The 22054-nt window shown below is 59.4% G+C and carries 21 protein-coding genes; 16 read left to right on the top strand and 5 right to left on the bottom strand.

Annotated elements, in window-relative coordinates; translation table 11 throughout:
• Positions 1–78 precede the first annotated feature (78 nt).
• Complete coding sequence (locus FFV09_RS14485; RefSeq protein ID WP_141448480.1) at positions 79–963, top strand: LysR family transcriptional regulator; 885 nt, start codon at positions 79–81, stop codon at positions 961–963.
• Between the two features lie 29 nt (positions 964–992).
• Here the strand turns inward: FFV09_RS14485 and FFV09_RS14490 are convergent, their stop codons facing one another.
• A complete protein-coding gene (locus FFV09_RS14490) occupies positions 993–1550 on the bottom strand; it encodes a TetR/AcrR family transcriptional regulator (RefSeq protein ID WP_141448481.1) in 558 nt (185 codons plus the stop codon).
• A gap of 184 nt (positions 1551–1734) precedes the next feature.
• Here FFV09_RS14490 and FFV09_RS14495 point away from each other — a divergent pair, with 184 nt between their 5' ends.
• Positions 1735–2736, top strand: coding sequence for an NADP-dependent oxidoreductase (locus tag FFV09_RS14495; protein WP_141448482.1), 1002 nt, complete (start codon positions 1735–1737; stop codon positions 2734–2736).
• A 236-nt stretch (positions 2737–2972) separates the two neighbouring features.
• Positions 2973–3542, top strand: a complete 570-nt coding sequence (locus tag FFV09_RS14500) for an SF0329 family protein (RefSeq protein ID WP_141448483.1) — start codon at positions 2973–2975, stop codon at positions 3540–3542.
• 207 nt (positions 3543–3749) lie between these two features.
• On the opposite strand, the gene FFV09_RS14505 is transcribed toward FFV09_RS14500, so the two are convergent.
• Both FFV09_RS14505 and FFV09_RS14510 read right to left on the bottom strand, forming a co-directional pair.
• On the bottom strand, positions 3750–3956 hold the full coding sequence (locus tag FFV09_RS14505) for a DUF2536 family protein (protein WP_141448484.1): 207 nt from the start codon (positions 3954–3956) through the stop codon (positions 3750–3752).
• 73 nt (positions 3957–4029) lie between these two features.
• A complete protein-coding gene (locus FFV09_RS14510) occupies positions 4030–4371 on the bottom strand; it encodes a winged helix-turn-helix transcriptional regulator (RefSeq protein ID WP_141448485.1) in 342 nt (113 codons plus the stop codon).
• Positions 4372–4510: 139 nt separating this feature from the next.
• On the opposite strand from FFV09_RS14510, the gene FFV09_RS14515 reads away from it, so the two are divergent.
• From FFV09_RS14515 to FFV09_RS14560, 10 genes are all read left to right on the top strand, one after another.
• Positions 4511–5389, top strand: coding sequence for an SDR family oxidoreductase (locus FFV09_RS14515; RefSeq protein ID WP_141448486.1), 879 nt, complete (start codon positions 4511–4513; stop codon positions 5387–5389).
• 191 nt (positions 5390–5580) lie between these two features.
• On the top strand, positions 5581–6786 hold the full coding sequence (locus FFV09_RS14520) for a Bcr/CflA family efflux MFS transporter (protein WP_141448487.1): 1206 nt from the start codon (positions 5581–5583) through the stop codon (positions 6784–6786).
• 351 nt (positions 6787–7137) lie between these two features.
• Positions 7138–8517, top strand: a complete 1380-nt coding sequence (locus FFV09_RS14525; RefSeq protein ID WP_141448488.1) for an amino acid permease — start codon at positions 7138–7140, stop codon at positions 8515–8517.
• 125 nt (positions 8518–8642) lie between these two features.
• On the top strand, positions 8643–10364 hold the full coding sequence (locus tag FFV09_RS14530) for a methyl-accepting chemotaxis protein (RefSeq protein ID WP_141448489.1): 1722 nt from the start codon (positions 8643–8645) through the stop codon (positions 10362–10364).
• Between the two features lie 120 nt (positions 10365–10484).
• A complete protein-coding gene (locus tag FFV09_RS14535; protein WP_141448490.1) occupies positions 10485–10958 on the top strand; it encodes a MarR family transcriptional regulator in 474 nt (157 codons plus the stop codon).
• Positions 10959–11111: 153 nt separating this feature from the next.
• Complete coding sequence (locus FFV09_RS14540) at positions 11112–12395, top strand: MFS transporter (protein WP_141448491.1); 1284 nt, start codon at positions 11112–11114, stop codon at positions 12393–12395.
• A 303-nt stretch (positions 12396–12698) separates the two neighbouring features.
• Positions 12699–13340: a helix-turn-helix transcriptional regulator gene (locus FFV09_RS14545; RefSeq protein ID WP_141448492.1), complete on the top strand. Its 642-nt coding sequence runs from the start codon at positions 12699–12701 to the stop codon at positions 13338–13340.
• 18 nt (positions 13341–13358) lie between these two features.
• The gene (locus FFV09_RS14550) at positions 13359–14162 is read left to right on the top strand and encodes a pyruvate, water dikinase regulatory protein (RefSeq protein WP_141448493.1); all 804 of its coding nucleotides are present in this window, start codon (positions 13359–13361) and stop codon (positions 14160–14162) included.
• 88 nt (positions 14163–14250) lie between these two features.
• A complete protein-coding gene (glpX, locus tag FFV09_RS14555) occupies positions 14251–15255 on the top strand; it encodes a class II fructose-bisphosphatase (RefSeq protein ID WP_141448494.1) in 1005 nt (334 codons plus the stop codon).
• Positions 15256–15555: 300 nt separating this feature from the next.
• A complete protein-coding gene (locus FFV09_RS14560) occupies positions 15556–16425 on the top strand; it encodes a cation diffusion facilitator family transporter (RefSeq protein WP_141448495.1) in 870 nt (289 codons plus the stop codon).
• 874 nt (positions 16426–17299) lie between these two features.
• Here FFV09_RS14560 and FFV09_RS14570 read toward each other — a convergent pair.
• Positions 17300–18532 carry an MFS transporter gene (locus tag FFV09_RS14570; protein ID WP_141448496.1) on the bottom strand — a complete coding sequence of 411 codons (1233 nt, stop codon included), beginning with the start codon at positions 18530–18532 and terminating at the stop codon, positions 17300–17302.
• Between the two features lie 196 nt (positions 18533–18728).
• Entirely contained in the window at positions 18729–19334 is a 606-nt protein-coding gene (locus FFV09_RS14575) for a TetR/AcrR family transcriptional regulator (RefSeq protein ID WP_141448497.1), read from the bottom strand.
• Positions 19335–19513: 179 nt separating this feature from the next.
• On the opposite strand from FFV09_RS14575, the gene FFV09_RS14580 reads away from it, so the two are divergent.
• The 3 genes from FFV09_RS14580 to FFV09_RS14590 are packed head-to-tail and all read left to right on the top strand — an operon-like array spanning position 19514 to position 21841.
• Entirely contained in the window at positions 19514–20260 is a 747-nt protein-coding gene (locus FFV09_RS14580) for a spermidine synthase (RefSeq protein WP_141448498.1), read from the top strand.
• 49 nt (positions 20261–20309) lie between these two features.
• Complete coding sequence (locus FFV09_RS14585; protein WP_141448499.1) at positions 20310–21443, top strand: hypothetical protein; 1134 nt, start codon at positions 20310–20312, stop codon at positions 21441–21443.
• Positions 21440–21841, top strand: coding sequence for a hypothetical protein (locus FFV09_RS14590; RefSeq protein WP_141448500.1), 402 nt, complete (start codon positions 21440–21442; stop codon positions 21839–21841). Before FFV09_RS14585 ends, FFV09_RS14590 begins: the two co-directional genes overlap by 4 nt.
• The last annotated feature ends 213 nt before the right edge of the window (positions 21842–22054 follow it).

Genomic DNA, 22054 nt, shown 5'->3' on the forward strand with positions numbered 1-22054 from the left:
ACCGTGCTACGCTCAATAAAAGTGAAGGAAATTCATCATAGTCTTCAAAAATATTGAAAGTCCGAAGGAGAGAGAAACATGGAACTGCGGCAGCTGAACACTTTTCGCACGGTCGCGTCGACCCTGAATTTTACCCGGGCGGCGGAAGCGCTGAATTACGTGCCGTCCAACGTCACGATGCAGATCAAAGCGCTGGAACAGGAGCTGGGCGTGCCCCTGTTCGACCGATTGGGCAAGCAGCTCGTGCTCACGACAGCCGGCAAACGCTTTTTGATCCATGCCCGGGACGTGCTGGACAAGCTTGCCGAAGCCCGCAGCGACCTGCATGACGACGGACAGCTCAGCGGGACGCTGACGATCGGCGCGAACGAAGTCGTCTGCGCGTATCGGCTGCCGGCGGTATTCCGGAAGTTCCGCTCCCGGTATCCGGGCGTGCGTCTGATCTTTCGCTCGGTGCCGAATCAGGGGCTGAAGCCGGCGCTGCTGGAAGGAACGGCGGATCTCGTCTACGTGCTGGACGAACCGGTTCGCTCCGGCGTCTTCTGCGCGGAGCCGCTGGCGGACGAACATTTTCGCCTGTTCGCCGCTCCGGATTATCCGCTCGCCCGGCAGGAAGTGCTGCGTCCGGCAGATTTTAACGGGGAAGTGCTGCTGACGAATGAGAAAGGCTGCCCGTACCGCACGATGTTCGATCGTTCGTTCGAGCAGGCGGGCATCGACGGACTGACGCATCTGGAATTTCAGAGCGCGGAAGCGATCAAGCAGTGCGCCCTGTCGGGAATCGGCGCAGCCTTTCTGCCCGAGATCGTGGTCAGGGCCGAGCTGGAGCGGGGCGAACTGATTGCTCTGCCGTGGTCCATGCCGGATCTGCGCGTGCAGACGCAGATGCTGTGGCACAAAGACAAGTGGCTGTCGCCGATCCTGACGTCTTTTATGGATACGGCCCGGGAAGTGTTCGCCTAGATCCGGCGTGCGTCAGACTTCCTTTTGGATCAGACTCCATTTTCTATCAAAGCCCAGATCCGCTCGAACCGTTCTTCGTAGTCCGGCAGATTCCAGGTGTCTTTGAAGGACGGAAGACTGAATACCGCGAACGCGGACAGGATCGCTTCGGCGCGTTCGAAATGGGGATCGCCGTAGCCCATCATTTCGTCGACGATGCGGTAGGCTTGCTGGAGAACCTCGCGCAGTACGAGCGGATGGTTGTCCACATACTGCGTGTTTAGCGCGAACATCTTCGGATTTTCGTGATAGGCGCGCTTTTTGGCATGGGCAAAAGCCCGCAGCCAATCGTGCAGCCGCTCTTTGGGATCGGCCGGATTAACGGGATCGATCGGGTCGAGCCTGATCTGCTCCGAGATCATGCGCTCGAACCAGCTTTTGGCTACGGCGGTCCAGAGCTGCTGCTTGTTTTTGAAATGTTTATAGAGAGCCGCGTGCGTGATGTCCAGTTCGTCCGCGATTTGCGACAGGGTCACTTCGGACTTCTCGGTGCGTTCCATCAGCGTCTCGGCGGTCGCGAGAATAAGTTCCTGCGTAATTTTGGCCATGCTCAACGCTTCCTTTTCGGGTCGATTGCCTGCCTGACACTCGGTCGGCGGCAGTCTTATTTTAACATACAAAAATAAAGTAACAAATGTTGACTTTTGTAACCTAAAAGATTATGCTTGCGATAAAGTTACAAAATCAAATAAATGTTACTTAGATATTTATTCATTCAGGAGGTTGTTCAGTATGAAAGCCGCACAGATTACCCAATATGCCAAAAAAATTACGGTGGCCGTGAACGAAATTCCGGTACCTGACATAAACGATCGCGAAGTGCTGGTCAAAGTGAAAGCGGCGGCGGTCAACCATCTGGAACTGCTGATCGCGACAGGCAGCGTCAAGCTGATCCAGGATTACAAATTTCCGCTGACGCTCGGCAACGAACTGACGGGCGTGATCGAAAAAGTCGGCAAAAACGTACGGGGCTTCCGGGTAGGCGACGCCGTCTACTCCCGTCTGCCGCTGACCCGCATAGGCGCTTTTGCGGAATACGCCGCGATCGACGCCGAAGCGGTCGCGCCGCTGCCGGCCCATCTGGACTTCGTCACCGGAGCGGCGGCGGCGCTGACCGGCTTGACGGCTTACCAGGGGCTGCGCGAGCAGCTGGAAGCCCGGCCCGGCGAGAGTGTGTTCATTCCCGGCGGTTCCGGCTCGTTCGGTCAAATGGCGGTTCCGATTGCCAAAAGCATGGGGCTGCACGTCATCGTCAGCGGCAGCCCGAGTGCCCGGGAACGGACGCTCGCCGCGGGCGCGGATCGCTATATCGACTACAAGACCGAATCTTATTGGGAAACGCTCGAAAGCGTGGACCACGTGATCGATACGCTGGGACCGGACGAATTTGAACGCGAGCTGGCGGTACTCAAGCCGGGCGGCCGCCTGCTGTCTCTGCGCACGGGCCCCAACAAGCGCTTTGCGCAAGATCTGGGTCTGCCTTTCTGGAAAAAACAGCTGTTCGGCCTCGCCGGCGCCAAATACGACCGCCGGGCGGGCAAGAAGAACGTGCAGTACCGCTTCATCTTCGTCCGCAGCGACGGGCAGCAGCTGCGCGAAGTCTCGCGCATCCTCGAAGAGAGCGGCATCGTGCCGGCCGTCGAACCTGCCGAATTCCGGATCGAACAGATCAACGAAGCGTTGAGCCTCGTCGCGAACGGCCATCCCCGGGGCAAAGTTATTATCCGGTTCTAAGCGAGAAGATTCGCTCACCGTTGAAGCAAAGCGTTGAAGTTCGCGCCGGATTTCATCGCGCCTGCGTGGGCCAAAACGATGCTATAATCGCCCGACTCATGTTAAAATAAAGGATCGGATACACGCGGACCGAACTCGGCCGGGCGTGCGTATCCGATCCTCTTTTTCATATCGAAGCGTTATCCGAATTTTCCGTTCCTTATTCTCATAGTCGAAACAAGCATAGGAGGACCTTTATGTCCTGGAGCAAATTGCAGCAGCAGTTGGAGAGTTTTCTCGCGCCCGCCTTAAAAGGCACGGTCGAATACCGTTCGACCAGCTACCGGTATGTCCCCGACAAAGCCGGCACCTGCCATATCACGGTGGACAAGAAGAATATTCTCAACATGGGCGACAAGTCCAATTTTATCGACTGGTACCAGAGCGAGATCGAGATCAAAAACGATCCGAATCTTGAGATTCCGGTCACCGAAGCGGAGATCGAAGCGGTGCGCGCAAGCGCCAAAGGCCCGATCCCGGAAGACCGCCTGAAAGTGATGGCCGCAAGCCGCAAAGCGACGGAGCATGCCAAAGAGCTGCTGGCCGCGCAGGCGGCGCTGACCAAATCGAACTTCGTCGCGACGGCGAACAAGTTCTTGGCGTCTTCCATCGAAGAAAGTCTGGAGAGCCGCGATATCCTGCTCAACGTGCTCGCCGTGGTCGACAAGCGGGTCGGCAAAAAGCGTATCGTGAACATGTCGGAGACGGTCAAGCTAAAGCATCCGATCGTGCAATATTTCTACGAGCTGCGGCGCCGGACGGTCTGAACCGGGAATGAGCCGATCGGCCCGATCCCGGATCGCTTGGAACCGGCGGCGCCGCGAAGACAACAGGCAGCGGCCAACAAAAAAGCCCGAACGGCGCGAGACTCGCGCGGTTCGGGCTTTTTCGATATTGGCTTTTTTCGATACCGGCTATTGGAGCTTGGATGCCGGGTGACGGATACGGCAACATTCAGGCCCGGATTGCTCCGCTTAATTCGCCGCGAAATGCACGACCGCGCTGTACAGCATCTTATTGCGGATCGGGTCGAACGTGACTTGGTGCTGGACGTGCTTCACGCGCAGCAGCAGTCCCTTGTTGATCTCGACGCGTTCGTCGATCGCGCGTTCGAGCTCGCGGAAGTCGTAGGTTTGCAGGCATTCGACTTTGTCTTTGATCATGTCCAGAATGATTCCCATGCTTGTGCAGATCTCCTTTTCGATACGGCCGTGATTGAGATTGAAGGAATTCGCCTGGATTGAAGGAATTCGCTTATTCGGCCGCGGGTTCGTCCATGTGCTCAAGTCCCCAGTCCTGCAGGTGCAGCAGAATCGAGGTCAGGCTTTTTCCTTTTGACGTCAACGAGTATTCGACTTTGGGCGGGACTTCCGGATAAACGGCGCGGTTGATCAATCCGTCCTGTTCGAGTTCGCGCAGCTGCCGGGTCAGCGTGCGATGCGTGACCGAACCGAGCAGGCGCTGCAGTTCGTTGAAGCGGACCGTCTCGCGCGTCATCAGCTGATACAAGACCAGCAGTTTCCATTTGCCGCCGATCAGGTTGACCGTGAATTCGACCGGGCAGCTGCTGCACGAATCGAGAGTTCGAAGTTCCATCCCATCACCTCCATGGTATCCCGCGGGATACGTAATATCTACAAAGTGCGTACTTACATAAAGTTTACTTGTTTCTTATGATAAGTACAACGGCAGATTCGAAATCGGCCTAAACGATATTTGGAAAAGGGGTTATGAAATGACGGAAACCATTTTAGTCTATGGAGCTTCGGGCGTACAGGGCGGAGCGGTGGCACGATTGCTCGTGAAGCAGGGGAAAACGGTCCGCACGATCACGCGGAAGGACAAAACCGCGGCGGAACTGCGGGAACAGGGCATCGAAGCTTCGATCGGCGATCTGGGCGACGCGGAATTCCTCGCTTCGGTTAATACGGGCGTGGATAAAGTGTTCATCAACATGCCGATCGAGTTCGATTCCGCCAAGCTGACGGCCTACTTCATGAATTCGATCGAAGCGGCCAAGGCAGGCGGCGCGAAACTGATCGTGATTAACACGAACGGCTTCCTGCCGACGGAACCGGTCAGCGCGGAAAATCTGGATCTCAAGCGCCGGATGATCGAATCGGCCCAGGCCAGCGGCATTCCGTGCATCATCGTGAAGCCGACCCTGTACCTGGAAAACCTGCTTATTCCGGGCCTGGTCTCGAACGGCGTGTTCGCTTACCCGGTTCCGGCCGACAAGCCGATCGCGTGGGTCAGCTCGGAAGACGCGGCGCAGTATCATGCCCATGCGCTGAACCATCCGGAACTTGCGGGCCAGACGCTGATCGCGGCCGGAGCCGAAGGGCTGACAGGCAACCAGGTGGCCGAGCGGTTCAGCGAATTGATGGGCGAGACCGTCAACTTCCACTCGCTGGCGTTCGACGATTTCCAGGGAGCGCTGACGCCGGTACTGGGCGAAACGCAGGCTGCGGGCGTGGCCGATTTCTACCGCTGGATCGGCGCCAACATCGACACGCTGAGCCAGGCCCAACGGTCTGAAGTATCCGGCCTGCACTTGATGCCGGTGCTGGAATGGCTGAAGCAGCCGAGCGTTGCGCCGGCGTTCCGTGCGTAAAGAAAAGTCATAAGCAGTAATAAGCAGTAAGCGTTAATCGGTAAGCATTCAAGCAGGATCGATTCATTCGACGTTCATTCGACGTTCGTTCGACGAATAAGGACATGTGTCGTTGACACTCCCTTCCAGGCCTTATACAATTCCTTCTATGATTATTCATAGTTTGTACGGCAAAGGAGAAGGAGTCAACCATGCTGCAAAACCCAACGGGCCGCGAACGTCTCGGTCTTGCCCTGCTGCTGTCCACGCTCGGCATTCTCGGTCCGCTCAACATCGATATGTACCTGCCGAGTTTTCCCGGCATCGCCCTGGATCTCGGCGCGCAGGCGTCGCTCGTCCAGCTTAGCCTGACCGCCTGCCTGATCGGCCTTGCAATCGGCCAGATCATCGTCGGTCCGATCAGCGACGCGCGGGGGCGGCGCGGACCGCTGCTGATCTCGCTGCTGCTGTTCGCCGCTTCGTCCGTCATGTGCGCGCTGTCGACCAGCATCGAGATGCTGATCGCGGCGCGCTTCCTGCAGGGCTTGACCGCTTCGGGCGGCATCGTCCTGTCCCGCGCGATCGTGCGCGACGTGTTCAGCGGCCGCGAACTGACGCAGTTCTTCTCGCTGCTGATGGTCATCAATGCCGTTGCGCCGCTGCTTGCGCCGATTGCCGGCGGGGTCGTGCTGCTGCTGCCGGGCTCAAGCTGGCACACCATTTTCTACTTCCTCGGCCTGCTCGGTTTTCTGATCCTGCTCACCGTCGGCTTCAAGCTCAAAGAGACGCTGCCGCCGGACAAAAGGGTGCCGAGTACGATCAGCCATTCGCTTCGCACGATGGGCAGCCTGATGAAAGACCGTTCGTTCATGGGCTACGCCCTGACGCTCGGCTTTATTCACGGAGGCAGCTTCGCCTACGTGTCGGGTACGCCTTTCGTGTACCAGGACATTTACGGCGTCTCGCCGCAAACGTTCAGTATCCTGTTCGGCATCAACGGCATCGCGATCATCGCGGGCAGCTTCATCATCGGACGCTTCAGCAGCGTCGTCTCCGAACGCAGCCTGCTGCGGCTCGGCGTCATCACGGCCTCAAGCGCCACGCTGCTGCTGCTGATCGCGACGATCGTTCAGGGTCCGCTGTTCACGATCGTCGTGCCGCTCTTCATCTACATGATCACGATCGGCATCACGGCGACGAGCACGTTCACGCTCGCCATCGCGCGCCAGGGCCACCGGGCCGGCAGCGCAAGCGCCGTACTCGGCCTGTTCCCGCTGCTGATCGGCTCGCTCGTCTCGCCGCTGGTCGGACTGAACGAGACGACGCCCGTCCCGATGGGCGCGATCCTGTTCGTGACGGCGCTGCTCGGAGCGGTCGCGTTTTTCGGACTCACCCGAGCCGAAAAACATTCCGTATAATTCTGTTGGACCCTCGCGGGCTTTGCCTGCGGGGGTCTTTTTGTATGCGGCGCTCCTGCAATACGCAAATGTTTTTGTGTTTTTTTGCGGGACATTCGCCGTGAACGTTTTTGGCCAAGGTCTGATCCGGCGGGAAAAAAGTTGAAGGTTTGTCTTCGCTGGATAGACAATCGTCCTCTCTATACGAAATAAACGCATCTGAAGCGTGATATTTTCGGTTGTGTTTCCCAATCTCTTGTCATAGAATTTGCTGGTGCGATTCGGCGACGCTTTAGCGCGCGAGGCATCGGGCGGAAGCGCCGCCGAATCGGAAGCAGCGAAGACAGCGAGATGACATGGAGGCGTAAGGAAATGGAAGAAAAACAATTAAGCCGGGGGCTAAAAGCCCGGCATATCGAATTGATCGCGCTGGGCGGTACGATCGGCGTCGGGCTGTTCATGGGTTCGTCGAGTACGATCCAGTGGGCGGGACCGTCGGTTCTGCTCGCCTATATGCTGGCGGGCCTGGTCATGTTCCTCGTGATGCGGATCATGGGCGAGATGCTGATCGCCGAGCCGGTTACGGGCTCGTTCGCGACTTTCGCGCACAAATACATTCACCCGGTCGCGGGTTATTTGACGGCCTGGAGCTACTGGTTCCTGTGGGTAACGGTCGGCATGTCCGAAGTGACGGCGATCGGTATCTACTTCGGCTACTGGTACCCGGACATTCCGCAGTGGATTCCGGCGCTCGTCGGTGTCGGCATTATCGCGGCGGCGAATCTGGCGGCGGTCAAGTTCTACGGCGAATTCGAATTCTGGTTCGCGATGATCAAGGTGGTCGCGATCGTCGCCATGCTTGTTCTCGGCACGGGACTGATCTTCTTCGGCTGGGGCAACGGCGGCATTCCGATCGGGTTCGAGAACCTGTACGTGCACGGCGGATTTTTCGCGGGCGGGCTCAAAGGGTTCCTGTTCGCGCTCTGCATCGTCACCGCGGCGTATCAGGGCATCGAGATGATCGGCATCACGGCCGGCGAAGCGGAGAATCCCAAAGTCACGCTGAAGCGCGCGATCAAAAATATCGTCTGGCGCATTCTCGTCTTCTACGTCGGCGCGATCTTCGTGATCGTGACCATCTACCCGTGGAACGAAGTCGGCGTGACCGGAAGCCCGTTCGTCCTGACATTTTCCAAAGTCGGCATTCTGGCCGCGGCGGGCATCATCAACTTCGTCGTGCTGACAGCGGCCATGTCCGGCTGCAACAGCGGCATCTACAGCGCGGGACGGATGCTGTTTACGCTGGCGGAGAACGGGCAGGCGCCAAGATTTTTCGGAAAAATATCCAAAAGCGGCGTTCCGCGCAACAGCATCATGACGACGATCGCGCTGCTGCTGATCGGCGTGCTGCTGAACTATCTTATGCCGGACTCCAAGCTGTTCCTGTACATCTACAGCGCGAGCATCCTGCCGGGCATGATCCCGTGGTTCGCGATGGCGATCGGACAGTTCCGCTTCCGGCGCGAACACGCGGGCGAGATGGCCGACCATCCGTTCAAGTCGCTCTTTTTCCCGGCGGCGAACTATTTCGTCATCGTGTTCCTGCTGCTCGTGCTTGTCGGAATGGTGATCAACACGGATACGCGTATTCCGCTTGCGGTAGGCGGAGGGTTCATCCTGATCATGTGGGCGGCGTATTACGTACTCGGTATCGGCAAAAAATCGGCGCACGCGCATCGTCAGCCCAAATAACCGCCGGTCGCTCGAACGTGAATTGTGCGAAAATTGTGCAAAACAGGAAAAAGATCTTATTCATCCGTGTCGGAATTTGCCGATATGGAGAATAAGATCTTTTTATATTGGAAGGGTGAACCCGTATGCGCCAACGACTTCGTTTCAACAACCTGCCGCTCAGCTTCAAAATGTTCCTGCCGCTCGCTCCGCCGCTGCTGGGATTGATCCTGCTGGCCGCCTTGTCCGTCAGTCTCGTGTCCCAGCTCTCCGACCGGCTGATCGAGCGTTTGTATAACGAAGCCCATCAGAGCATCAACTGGCTGCTGAACGCGGACCGCGACTTTTATCAAGCGCTGACCGACCAGCAGAATCTGGACGGCGCCACCGGACAGGCGTTGACCGACCTGCGGGCCGATTTCGACGAGAACGCGGCCCAGACGGAAGAACGCGTGCTCAAAGCGGAAGCGATCCTCAAAACAAATCCGGAACGCTTCGACGGCTATGTCCATCCGGAGTCGGGGCAGACGGCGTTCGCGCTGTTCGACGATTTCAAGACGCAGTTTGCGGCCTGGAAAGCGAGCGGAACGGAAGTTTCGATGGAAAGTTTCGACGCCGCCCGCGAAGACATCAACCAGATCGAAGAGATTCTGGAGCTGTACAGCACGGACATCATTGCCGAGAGCACGGCGTACCAGCAGCAGGTTCAGCGAACTATCTGGATCGTGCTGGCCGCGGCGCTGGCCGTCTCGGCCGTCGTCGGCCTGCTGGTGATCCGCAACGTGAAGCAGCGTACGGCGATCGCCGTCAGCCTGATTCGCAAAACGGCCGAGCTGGATCTCAAATACGATACGAGCTACGAGCGCTTTCTGGACGAAGGCGACGAGTTTGCGGTGCTGATCCGGGCGGAAGCGGAAGCGCGGAAGCAGTTCCGCAGCATCATCGAAGACGTGCAGCGCGAAAGCCTCGGCATCGAGCGGGTGATGGACGCCGTCTCCGGACGCATGGCGCAGCTGGACGACAGCGTGCAGGACATCTCGGCTACGACGCAGCAGCTGTCCGCCGGCATGGAGCAGACGTCGTTCTCCACGCGCAGCATCAGCGGCACGTCGTCCGAGATCGGCCGGGCGCTGGAGTCGATCGCGGTCAAGGCGCAGGAAGGCGCCCAGTCGTCCGAACGGCTGAGCAGCCGGGCTTCGGAGCTGAAATCGACGTTCCAGAAATCGTACGACGACGGGACTGCTTCCTACGAAAAGGTCAAAGCCAACCTGGAACAGGCGATGGAAGACTCCCGCGCGGTCGAACGGATCACGCTGCTGGCCGAGTCGATTCTCCAGATTACGGCGCAGACCAACCTGCTGTCGCTCAACGCGTCGATCGAAGCCGCGAGAGCGGGCGAGTCGGGCCGGGGCTTCGCCGTCGTGGCCGCGGAAATCCGCAAGCTCGCGGAAGATTCGAAGCGGGCGGCCGACGAGATCCAGGAAGTGACCGGAGCGGTCCTCCATTCGGTCGGCAGCCTCAAATCGAACTCGGAGAACCTGCTGACGTTTTTTGCCGACAGCGTGCAGACCGATTATGCCCTGATGCTGCGGGCGACGGAAGAATACGCGGTCGGCGCCGGCGATACGGAGGCGCGTTCGACCGACCTCAGCGCGACGACCGAGGAGCTGCTCGCTTCGATGGAGAGCCTGGTCAAAGCGACGGACGAGATTGCCCAGTCGGCGAGCGAAGGAGCAAGCGGCACGGGAACGATCGCGGAAAAAGCGAGCGCGGCCGCCGGCAGCGCTTCCGACGTACTGAGCGGCGTGCGCACTTCCAAAGCGGGCATCGAGACGCTGGCCCGTTCGGTAGAGAAGTTCAAGCTGTAGACGCGGAGTGTAGTCGCAGAGTTAAGAGGTGGGGAAAAAGAAGGACGCCGGAAAGCGTTTCTTCTTTTTTTGTTTTATACTGATTACAAGAACATGGATCGACAGGCGGGAGGAACGAACGTGAATCAAGAAGAACGCGTCATGGCGGAATTTACGGAGTTGTTCAGCAAATGGGTCTGGTTGAACAAGTCCAAACTGGAAGCGAGCCTGAACGAGCACCAATCGTCCGAAGTGCATTGCATCGAATATATCGGCAAGCATACGGACCCCAACGTGACTCGACTGGCGTCGGCACTCTACATGACCAGCGGCGCGATCAGCAAAATCATGAAGAAGCTGATCCGCAAAGGGCTGGTCGAAAGTTACAAGAAACCGGATAACAAAAAAGAAATCTATTTTCGGCTGACGAAGCGGGGAGCGGACGTGTATCGGATCCACGAGGAGCTGCACGAGGAATTCCGGGAACGCGACAGAGTCGTATTCGAGCAGGTGACCGCGGAACAGTTCGACGGCATGCTTCGTTTCATGGAAAGCTACGGCCGGCATCTGGACGAAGAAATTCGCAAGCAGGGACTCGGGACCAAAGCGGAATAAGTCAGCCGGCCGCGTGAATCGAATAAGCAATCAGGGACAACCGACTCTACGGAGAAAGGTTGTTTTTTTATTTTTGTTGCCCAGGAAGGAAAATCATGATACATTCATTTTACTTCCTAGGAAACAAAATGAAAACGATAAGGGGATCTGTACATGTTCAAATCCAAAAACCGGAGTCGCGGCGAGTCCCGTTCCGCATCCGTGCAACCACGCGCCGCCGACAAGACCGCCAATGTGTCCGTGGATCGCAAAGCGCTGCTGTTCGGGTTGGCGTCGGTCTTTCTGTGCGGGATGGGCTTCAGCATCATGATGCCCGTGATCCCGTTTCTCGTCCTGCCTTACACCGATCCGGGCAATCAGGCGATCATGGTCACGCTGCTGACTTCCGTATACGCGCTGTGCGTCTTCGCGGCGGCGCCCGGAATCGGAGCTTTGAGCGACCGATACGGGCGTCGTCCGCTGCTGCTGATCTGCCTGGCGGTGTCCGCGATCGGCTATGCCCTTTTCGGTATGGGCGGGGCGTTATGGGTGCTGTTCGCCGGGCGGATCCTCGAAGGATTGGCGGGCGGAGTCATCGGTACGTTGTTCGCTTATTTTGCGGATACGATTCCCGGCGACCAGCGTACCCGGTATTTCGGCTGGATGGGCGCGATGGTCGGAGCCGGCACTCTGATCGGTCCTTCCCTCGGCGGGCTGCTGGCGAACTTCGGATATGCGGTTCCTATGTATGCGGCAGCGGTCGTGACGTTGTGCAATGCGGCGTTCGGATTTTTTTTCATGAAAGAAAGCCTGGACAAAAACCGCAGGTCGGAGCGGATCGCGGTCGCCGAACTGAATCCGCTGCGCCAGCTTGCGGCTCTGCTCTCCGCGCCGAAATTGAAAAGGCTTCTGATCGCGGCTTTCCTGCTCTGGGTGCCTAACGGTTCGCTGCAGGCCATCTTCTCGCAGTTCACGATCGACGCGTTCCATTGGGACCCTGTCCGCATCGGGCTGCTGTTCTCGATCATGGGCATTCAGGACATTCTGTCGCAGGGGCTGATCATGCCGCAGCTGCTCAAGAAACTCGGGGATCGCCAGATCGCCAGGCTGGGCATGGGAGCGGAGATCGTCGGTTACGGCCTGATCGCGGCTTCGGCCTGGTTCTCCATGTATCCGCTGCTGATCTGCGGCATGCTCGCTTTCGGCTTCGGCGATTCGATCTTCGGCCCTGCGTTCAACGGCATGCTCTCCAAAGCCGCGGACGCAAGCGAACAAGGCAGAATTCAAGGCGGCAGCCAATCCGTTCAGGCGTTGGCGAGAATGATCGGACCGATTGCGGGCGGACAAGCGTACGTCCTGCTCGGCCATGCCGCGCCGGCGGTAATGGGCATGCTGCTGATCGCCGCCGCGTTTGTCGTATTGCGCCGCAAGCAGTTGGCAAAACGGGTGGCTTTTTGAACGAAAGTCCCCGGAAAACCGTCTTTATGAGCTTTTTTTGGAAAAGAGTACGGGTTATAAAGAACGTCATAATGCGATATTGACGTCACATTCTACCCGAATTAACTTATAAATATTAATTTAGAGTCGCATAAGCAAAGATTATAGGCATATAATGCGTCATATATGTTTCATTTATCGCATTAATGTCGTATTATATGGATACGCAGAGGATGATTGTTTCCCGGCGCCGGCAGCGGCGGCCGTGCGGAACGTCATTCCTTGAAGCGAAAGAAGGCGAATGCGGGAAATCGGAGGGTAGCCGTGATCGAATTGACGGCAAGACAACTTAAGATCGTGGACATCGTGCTCAAGCAGGCCCCGATCACCGGCGAGCAGATTGCCGAGAACCTGGGGCTGTCCCGGCCGACGATCCGTTCGGATCTGTCGCTGCTGGTCATGCTGGAGTACGTGGACGCCAAGCCTAAAGTCGGGTATTTCCCCGGCCGCAAATCGGCGGGCGCAAGCGGCGGCAGCGACCGGATGCGGGAAGCGAAAGTCCGGGACATCCAGACCGTCCCGATCCTGATCCGGGAGACGACGACCATTCAGGACGCGGTCGTGACGCTTTTCCTGCAGGACGTGGGCACGCTCATTATCTGCGACGCGGAAGGCCGCTTGACGGGCGTCGCTTCGCGCAAAGATTTTCTCAAAGTGACGCTCGGCAATCCGGGCTCGGCTTCGATGCCGGTGAGCATGGTCATGACGCGGATTCCCAAAGTCGTGACGACGTCGCCGGACGAGCCGGTGCTGGAAGCGGCGCACAAAATGATTATGCACGAGGTGGACAGTTTGCCGGTGATCGAGGCCGCTTCGGAAGAAACGGGCGGCAAAGCGGCGATCGTGGGACGACTGACGAAGACGGCTATCGTTCAGCTTCTCCTCGACATTGAAACGACAAGGTAACGGGAGGACACGCAGACGATGGGACAGGAAATGTCATGCATTACGATTTGTTCGGACTCGGTCGGCGATACGGCGGAAGCGGTCGTGCAGGCCGTTATTCACCAGTTCGAGCATCGGGAAGTTTCGATCAAGCGCTACGGCAACGTGCGGCATGAAGACGAGCTGCGCGCGCTGATGGAAGAAGCGGCTCAGCACAAAGGCTTTGTCGCCTATACGCTCGTCCAGCCGGAGCTGCGCGAGACGATCCGCGAGGAAGCGGTACGGCTGGACGTGCGCATCGTCGATATTATGGGTCCCATGATGCAGGCGTTCATCGACACGTTCAGCGGAGCGCCGCCGACCCGGCGTCCGGGCGTGCTGCGCAAAATGGACGAGAATTACTTCCGCCGGATGGAGGCGATCGAATTCACGGTCGCAAGCGACGACGGACGCGATCTCGGCGCGATGCTGGAAGCCGACATCGTGCTGATGGGCATCTCGCGGACGTCGAAGACGCCGCTCGGCATTTTTCTCGCCCATCGGGGCAAAAAGGTCGTCAATTACCCCGTCGTACCGGAGATCGCGCCGCCGCAGCAGCTGCTCGGCCTGCCCAAAGACCGGCTGGTCGGCTTGACGATCGCGCCGGAAACGATGCTGCGCATCCGCTCCGAACGCCTCAAATCGCTTGGACTGCCGGTCGGCTCGCAGTATGACAGCCTGGAGCGGATTCGCGAAGAACTGGAGTACGCCGAAGCGCTGTACGCGCGGCTTGGCTGCCGGGTCGTCGACATTACCGACAAAGCGATCGAAGAAACGGCCAGCCTGATTCTCGGCAATTTTTGACCGAATCAATGGATCGAATCAATGGATCGAATAAATGGATCAAATGACTGGATCAAAGGATTGAACCTTATGAATGGAGGGAATGGAAATGGAACGTGAATTGACCCTGGAGATTGTGCGTGTGACGGAACTCGGTGCGCTGGCGGCGGCGAAGTGGATCGGCAGAGGGGACAAAAACGCGGCGGACGGTGCGGCGACGACCGCGATTCGTTCGATGTTCGATTCCGTCTCCATCGACGGAACGGTCGTGATCGGCGAAGGCGAGATGGACGACGCCCCGATGCTGTACATCGGCGAGAAAGTCGGCAGCAAAGACGGTCCCGAAGTCGACGTGGCGGTCGATCCGCTCGAAGGCACGGAAGTCGTGGCGGCGGGTCTGCCCAACGCGCAGGCCGTTATCGCTATCGCGGAGAAGGGAAGCCTGCTGCATGCGCCCGACATCTATATGGAAAAGCTGGCCTGCGGCCCGGAACTTGCCGGCAAGCTGAGCCTGAACGACCCGGTCGAGCTGACGCTGCAAAAAGCGGCGCAGTATACGGGCCGTGCGCTGTCGGACCTGACCGTCATGGTGCTCGACCGCGAGCGCCACGCCGATCTGATCGCCCGCCTGCGCGGCGCCGGCGTCCGCATCAAGCTGCTTGGCCACGGCGACGTGGCCGGCGCGATCGCGGCCGCGCTGCCCGATAGCGGCGTGGACCTGTACCTCGGTTCCGGCGGTGCGCCGGAAGGCGTCCTCGCCGCGGCGGCGATGCGCTGCCTCGGCGGCGACATGCAGGGCCGCCTGCTGCCGGGCGGCCCGATCGAGTGGCAGCGCTGCGTCTCGATGGGCATCGCAGACCCTTCGCGCGTGCTGACGCTGACCGACATGGCCGGCACGGGCGACGTGCTGTTCGCCGCTACCGGCGTCACGAGCGGCGAGTTCCTCGACGGCGTCCGCCTGATCGGCAAGGACCGCGCCGAGACGCATTCCGTCATCATGCGGGCCAGCAGCCGCACGGTGCGCTATATCCGCAGCATGCACTACCTGCCGCTGAAGCGGTTCCCGGCCGGCTTGGCGGAACTGCCGCCGATCGGGCAGGCGGCTTCGCTGTAAGCCGCAAACGGCATTTTGCGGTTCGCCGCCAACATCCGTCTCCGCCGCTTCCCGCTCCGCCTTCCGGGCGGGGCTTTTTTTGCTTCGGCCGCCGGTCCTGCCGCCGCACACCGCGATCGGTCGCCGCCGGCCGGCCGCTGGCCCGCCGTCTTGCCTCCGGCCAACAAAGTTTAGCCGCCAACAGACTATTTCGCGGGGCTTACAACGTTCCCCTGCGGCTATAATGTTTCTCTAGACCCACTGCCGACTGGCTTGTTATGATGGACAGCGTTCCGGAAATACGGGTGTGGAGGCAGGACCATGGTCGATGTATACGAGAAAATCAAAGAGGGCGAGCGGGGAGCCTGGGTCAGCATTTTTGCTTATCTGATCTTGTCCGCGCTCAAACTTTCGATCGGATATCTGTTTCTGTCCAGCGCGCTTCAGGCGGACGGATTGAATAACCTGACAGACATCGTGGCTTCGGTCGCGGTGCTGATCGGGCTCAAAATTTCGCGCAAACCGCCGGACGCGGACCATGCGTACGGCCATTTTCGCGCGGAGACGGTCGCGGCTCTGATCGCGTCCGTCATTATGGCGCTGGTCGGGTTCGAGGTGCTGGTCGGCGCGGCGCGAACGCTGACAACCGGCAGCGGCGAAGCGCCGCAGGCGTGGGTGGCCGCGGTAGCTCTGGCGTGCGCGATCGCGATGTACGGCGTGTACCGCTACAATCGCGACCTGTCGATCAAGACGGGCAGCCAGGCGCTGATGGCGGCGTCCAAAGACAATCTGTCCGATGCGCTTGTCAGCCTCGGCGCGGCGATCGGCATTCTCGGTTCGCAGCTCGGCCTGCCGTGGCTGGACGTCGTGACGGCATTCGTCGTCGGCCTGATCATCTGCAAAACGGCGTGGGAGATTTTGCGCGATTCGCTGCATCGGCTGACGGACGGCTTCGACGAACAGGAACTGGCGGAGATCCGCGGCACGATCGAAGGCATCAGCGGCGTCGAAGAAGTGCGGGAAGTCAAAGCGCGCGTCAACGGCAGCCAGACCGTGCTGGACGTCGTGGTCGAAGTGCCGCGCGACCTGAGCCTGGTGGAAGGACATGACATCGCCGACCGGATCGAAGCGGTGATGAAAGACAAGCACCAGATCCATTTCGTCAGCGTGCACGTGGAACCCAAGAATTGAACATGGATACGGCGGAACAGCCGAACAGTGGAGGAGGCGAATAGTCTAAGGGGCGAACAGGCGAACAGGTGAACAGCGGAAGAGGTGAACAGCCGAACAGTGGAAGAGGCGAACAACCGAACAGTCTAAGGGGCGAACAGGCGAACAGGTGAACAGCGGAAGAGGTGAACAGCCGAACAGTGGAAGAGGCGAACAACCGAACAGTCTAAGGGGCGAACAGGCGTCGGCGGGACGCAAGGCGAAATAACGTCGGGAAAGCAGTTATTTGAGCCTGAAGTCTTCTTCTGGGCAAATAACTGCGTGACGACAACTAAATCGACCCTTTTTCCGTCAAACGGCTTTATTTTGCGAAGATAAGTGTCGTGTCGCAGTTATTTCGATAAATCCGGCTGAAAAGTATGAATTAAGTGTTGTCTCGCAGTTATTTTGACATAATCGTCGTGATCGTCGTGATCGTCGTGATCGTCGTGATCGTCGTGATCGTCGTGATCGTCGTGATCGTCGTGATCGTCGTGATCGTCGTGATCGTCGTGGTCGTCGTGATCGTCGTGATCGCCGTGATCGTCGTGATCGTCGTGGTCGTCGTGGTCGTCGTGATCGTCGTGATCGTCGTGATCGTCGTGGTCGCCGTGGTCGCCGTGGTCGCCGTGGTCGCCGTGATCGTCGTGATCGTCGTGATCGCCGTGATCGTCGTGATCGTTGTGATCGCCTACATCGACGGTGTCAACCGCATCGCCGGGATCGACTGGATGTTTGTCCATATAAAAAAAGGATTTCGATTCTCTCCGCGCGGGGAGAGCCGAAATCCTTTTTTTTATTTAAAATGCGTGGTCTCGACGTTCTCGGACCCGTCCGAATCGATGCGCATATCTGCTCACGTATTCTCGACCGACTGCGGGCCGGCCAACCGTGCGGCGCGTCTGCGGTCGCTGCGTCCGACGTACAGAACGAGCAGGAAGCAGAGGAACAGCACGATCGCGGCGGATACGTACGGATAATTGATGTTGACGTCGAACAGGCTGCCGGCCACGATCGGTCCCGCGATATTGCCGAGACTGCTGTAGGCGGAGTTCAGACCGGCGGCAAAGCCCTGCTGATCGCCGGCGCGGCGGGAAATCTGGGTGCCGATCGCCGGACGCAGGATGTCGATCGCGAGGAACACGACGAACGTCACGGTCACGATCAGCCAGTATTGGTGCACGAACAGCGTCAGCAGTACGAACAGCGCGGCCGCGGCGAGGCAGACGGAGATGACCAACTGTTCGCCGAACCGGTTGAGCAGCCAGCCGAAGATCGTCGCCTGGACGACGGCTCCCGCGATCGAACCGAACGTGATGATGATCGCGATGTCGCGCGCGGTGAAGCCGAACTTGTGGTCGACGAACAAGCCGAACACGGTCTCGTAGTTGGCCAGTCCGAACGCGCTGACAAACACGATGATCAGACTGAGGAAATACGGCGTCCGGTACGACGTGAGCAGCTGCTTGAGCATACTGTCGCGTTTGCCGACCGACGCTGCGGCGATCTCGGCCCGGCGCTCCACGCTGAGCGATTCGGGCAGGACGAGCAGCGTCACGATGCCGGAGATCAGGGCGGCGATACCGGCGGCGAAGAAAGGCACGCGAATGCCGAACTCGACGAGGAATCCGCCGATGCCGGGACCGATAATGAAGCCGGTCGTGATGGCGGCGTTGATGAAACCCATGCCTTTGGCGCGTTCTTCGTCGGACGTGATGTCGGCGGTATACGCCATGACTGCGGGCATGATCAGCGCGGCGCCGACGCCGCCGAGGATACGCGAGACGAACAGCAGCCACGGCGCGTTCGCCATGCCGAACAGGAATTCCGACACGGCGAAGATCAGCATGCCGGCGATGATGACTTTTTTGCGGCCGAGCTTGTCGGACAGGCGGCCGGCGACGGGCGAGCAGATCAGCTGCGAGACGGAGAACGTGGCGACGAGCAGGCCGACGACGCTGCCGCCGATATGCAGCGTGTTCATGTAGGTCGGCATGATCGGCACGACCAGCCCGATTCCGGTAAAGACGAGGAAAATGTTGAACATGAGCAGCAGCAGGGCCGCCCGGTTGCGAAGCATCAAAGACATGGGAAAGGTTCCTCCGTATTCATCATATGGGTGAAAAGTGGCGATACTTGTGAAAATTTGAAAGACTGAACGTTCGGTCTGTAAAAAGACGGGCGGCTGCGGAAGGAGCGGGGCATGCTGCGCACCGACTCAAGCTGCCCTGGCTCGTTCCGCACCCGCTCACCGCGCGGCCTTTACCCATTCGAGCCTTGCCGCACTAAGCGTGCGGCGATTTGGCGAGGCCGTTCAGCAGGACGTCGATCGCGAGGCGGTACGTGGCCAGCGCTTCGTCGATGTTCGAGTTGTAGCGCCGCGAGAGTCGGCTCAGTCCGATGACGAGTCCTTCGAGCACGAGCGCGAGCTGTTGGGCGTCGCCCGCCCTGAATTCGCCGCTGTCCATGCCGGACTGGATCAGGTTCTGGTTGAACCGCAGATGATCGGCCGTCATGGCGGACAATTTTTCCATAATATCGCTCTCGATCTCTCCGCCGAAAAACTCGTCCGCCGCCTGGGTCAAAGGGTGGTTGAGATCTTCGATCACGAGCAGCTCGGCGAAGCCGTGCATTTTCTCGGCGGCGCTGCCGTACAGATGCTGCTTGTCCAGCCATTTATCGAACCAATCCCGGTCCCACTCGTCGAGCAGGTACAGGAACAGACCTTCTTTGCTTTTGAAATGGTAATAAATATTGCCTTTGCTGCTCCCTGTCGCGGCGGTAATATCCTCGATCGAAGTCGCTTTGTAGCCTTTTTGCACGAAAAGATGCCGGGCCGCTTCGGCGATGCGTTTGCGCGTCTGCTCGCTCTGAAGCTGTTTTTTATTCAAAATGGCTAACCTCCGTTTACTGAACTTTCGTTCAGTATCGTATCATATTTGCCACGAATTTGGCAATGGCGCAGCCGCATAGTCTTTTGCCGAACCGGCGCTTTTTTTCTATAATGGGAACAATGAGCACCCGATCAAGGCTTGGCCAAAAGCGAATCGGGCAGAGGGAGACGACATCCATGAAGCTGCTGCACCGCGAACGAGACGGGGGAAGCGTGATCAGCGTCTTTGAGACGCAGGAATTATACGGGGAAAAAGGCCGCTTTCGCGTGCTGGAATTCGCCAACGGAGACGCGCAGGGCGCGCTCGATCTGGACGACCCGGAGCGGATCGTGCTGGAATATCCGCGGGCGATCGTGCATCTGATGGAGCAGAACGATCCGGCGTTCGAGCGCGCTTTTGTAATTGGGCACGGCATTGGCACGATCTCGCGGCATTTTGCGGACCGGACGATCCGGACGGCGGAGATCAGCGCGAAAATGATCGAGTTGAGCCGGCTGTATTTCGGATACGACGGACAGGCGGAAGTCGGCGACGGGCGGGAACTGCTGGCGCTGGAAGCGGACGGTTCGCTGGATTATATCGTGCTGGATGCTTTTACCGAAAAAGGCGTGCCGTGGCATCTGTTTACGCAGGAATGCTTCCAAACGGCGGCGGACAAACTCGACGAACGCGGCGCGATCCTTATCAACATGTTCGGCCGGGGCCGGCGCGACGTGCATACGGAAGCGGTCTGGGCGACGCTTGGCGACGTTTTTCCCCATGTCAAAGGCTTTGCGCTGCCGCAAGAAGATCCGCGCGATCCGATGAACCGGATTCTGGTCGGATCGCACAGACCCGTCGACGCGAAGCTGCGGCAGATGGCGGGCTTTGTCCGGGACGACCCGGAACGCGGCACGGTGCTGACGGACGAGATGTTCGGTTGAACGGATTGAAGCGTGCCAAGCGGCGCAAGAAGCGAGAGGAGGGCTGGGCATGTTGGCATTGGACGATTCCGCCTGGCAGCGGCTTATTACGGCTTACGGAGGCGGGCAAGAGGCGGCGGACCTGCTGCGGGAGCTGGAACCGGACGCGTCCGACGGCGAACGGCGCGAGGCTTTGATGGAGCTGCTGCTGCATCAAGGCACGATCTATACGGCGACGCTTGCGGCCGTGCCGCATCTGGCGCGCATGGCCGCGAACGCGGCGGACCCGCAGGTGCGGGCCGATCTGTACATCCTGTGCGGCTGGATGGAAGCGAGCCGGGAAGCGGGAGCAAATCCGCGCGATATCGCGTCTTCCGGCGAGTTCCGCAGGAAGCGGCAGCCGAAGCTTGAGGCCGAAATCGTCGAGCGGATTGCGCGGGGATACCGCGAGGGATTGGAGCGGCTGGGACGGTTGGGGCAGGCGGGCGGCGGTGCGGGTAGGGTGGAGGCCGCGGATGGCGGTGAGGAGCGGGCCGGGGCCGCGCATGGCGGTGCGGGGCCGGACGGGAATGGGGACGGCGGTGCGGAGCGGGCCAGGGCCGCGGAAGCTGAGCGAGGCGTGGAAAGGGCCGGTAATGCGTGTTGGGCGGAGGCCGAGGATGGCGGTGCAAGGCAGACGGAAGCCATGGATGGCGGTGAGGAAAGGGCCGGGGCCGCGGAAGCCGAGCGAGACTCGGAGGGTGATTCCGACGCCGTGTACCGGCTCGCGGCGCATGAAGCGTATGCCGGACGGACGAAGAATGCGCGTCTGCTGTTCCGTTTCCCGGAAGGCGAAGAATACGCCGGCGCCTGCCCGTCCTGCCAGGTGCCGTGGTACATCTGGCCGGAAGATCCGGAGGAAGGCGAAGAGTCGGGAGCGCCGGCGCGAAAAGAAAAGCGAAGTTCGTGGATCGTCCATGCGGAAGATCCGGTGTTCGTCCCCGCGCAGGTCGGGGGTTCGTCGCGGATTCGGCCGGTCGATGAAGCGGCAGGGCAGCCCGAATTGCGGGCGCTGGCGCGCGAAGCCGCCCGGTTCGGCGTTTATGCGACGGCAGACGCCGCCGCGTCGCTGGGCGGCCGGGTCGTCTGCCCGGCGTGCGGGACGGACGTTTCCGTATGGGAAGCGTTGACGGAGGACGCGGAGAGGAGCGAAGCGGGAGAATGAATCAACATGAACCGAACCTGCCCAAGAAAAAAGGAATCGCAATCGTTCTGCTCGCGTACATGGGGCCGTATGCCTATTTGATGATGCTGCAAGATTATCAAGATCCGTCCCGGTTCGGCTGGATGTGTCTGATGGTCGGATGCGTGACGGTGCTGCTCGCCCTGATGGCGCGTGCATTCGATGTATCTGGTCGGCGTCGGCAATGTGTTATCGACCACGTTCTCTTATCGGTTGGTGCAAAGCATTCCCGGTTCGCGCTGGGAGAGATTCTTCGAGCCGTTTCAGCCGAACCAGGCGCTGTGGATCTATGCCGGTGGGCTTCTGGCTGTGCAGATCGCCGCCCTGCTCGCCGCCCATCTGTTGGCCCGGCGCGGGAACGGCAGGAAGAGCACGAGTGAGTGAGTGAATGAGTGAGTGAAGCGGAAAGCGGAAGTTGCGGGTGAGACGAGGCGGGGGACATAAGCGGCGGGTACATAAGTGACGAGGAATACGGGTGTGAAAAGAGAGCCTTTGTCCGGATGGAATTCGGGTGAAGGTTTTTTGCGTTGGAATCGGATAGGGATAGGGATAGGGATAGGGATGCGGGAAAAGGGGGAGTTTTGCGGGAAAAA

The organism is Saccharibacillus brassicae (assembly GCF_006542275.1).
GTDB lineage: Bacteria > Bacillota > Bacilli > Paenibacillales > Paenibacillaceae > Saccharibacillus > Saccharibacillus brassicae.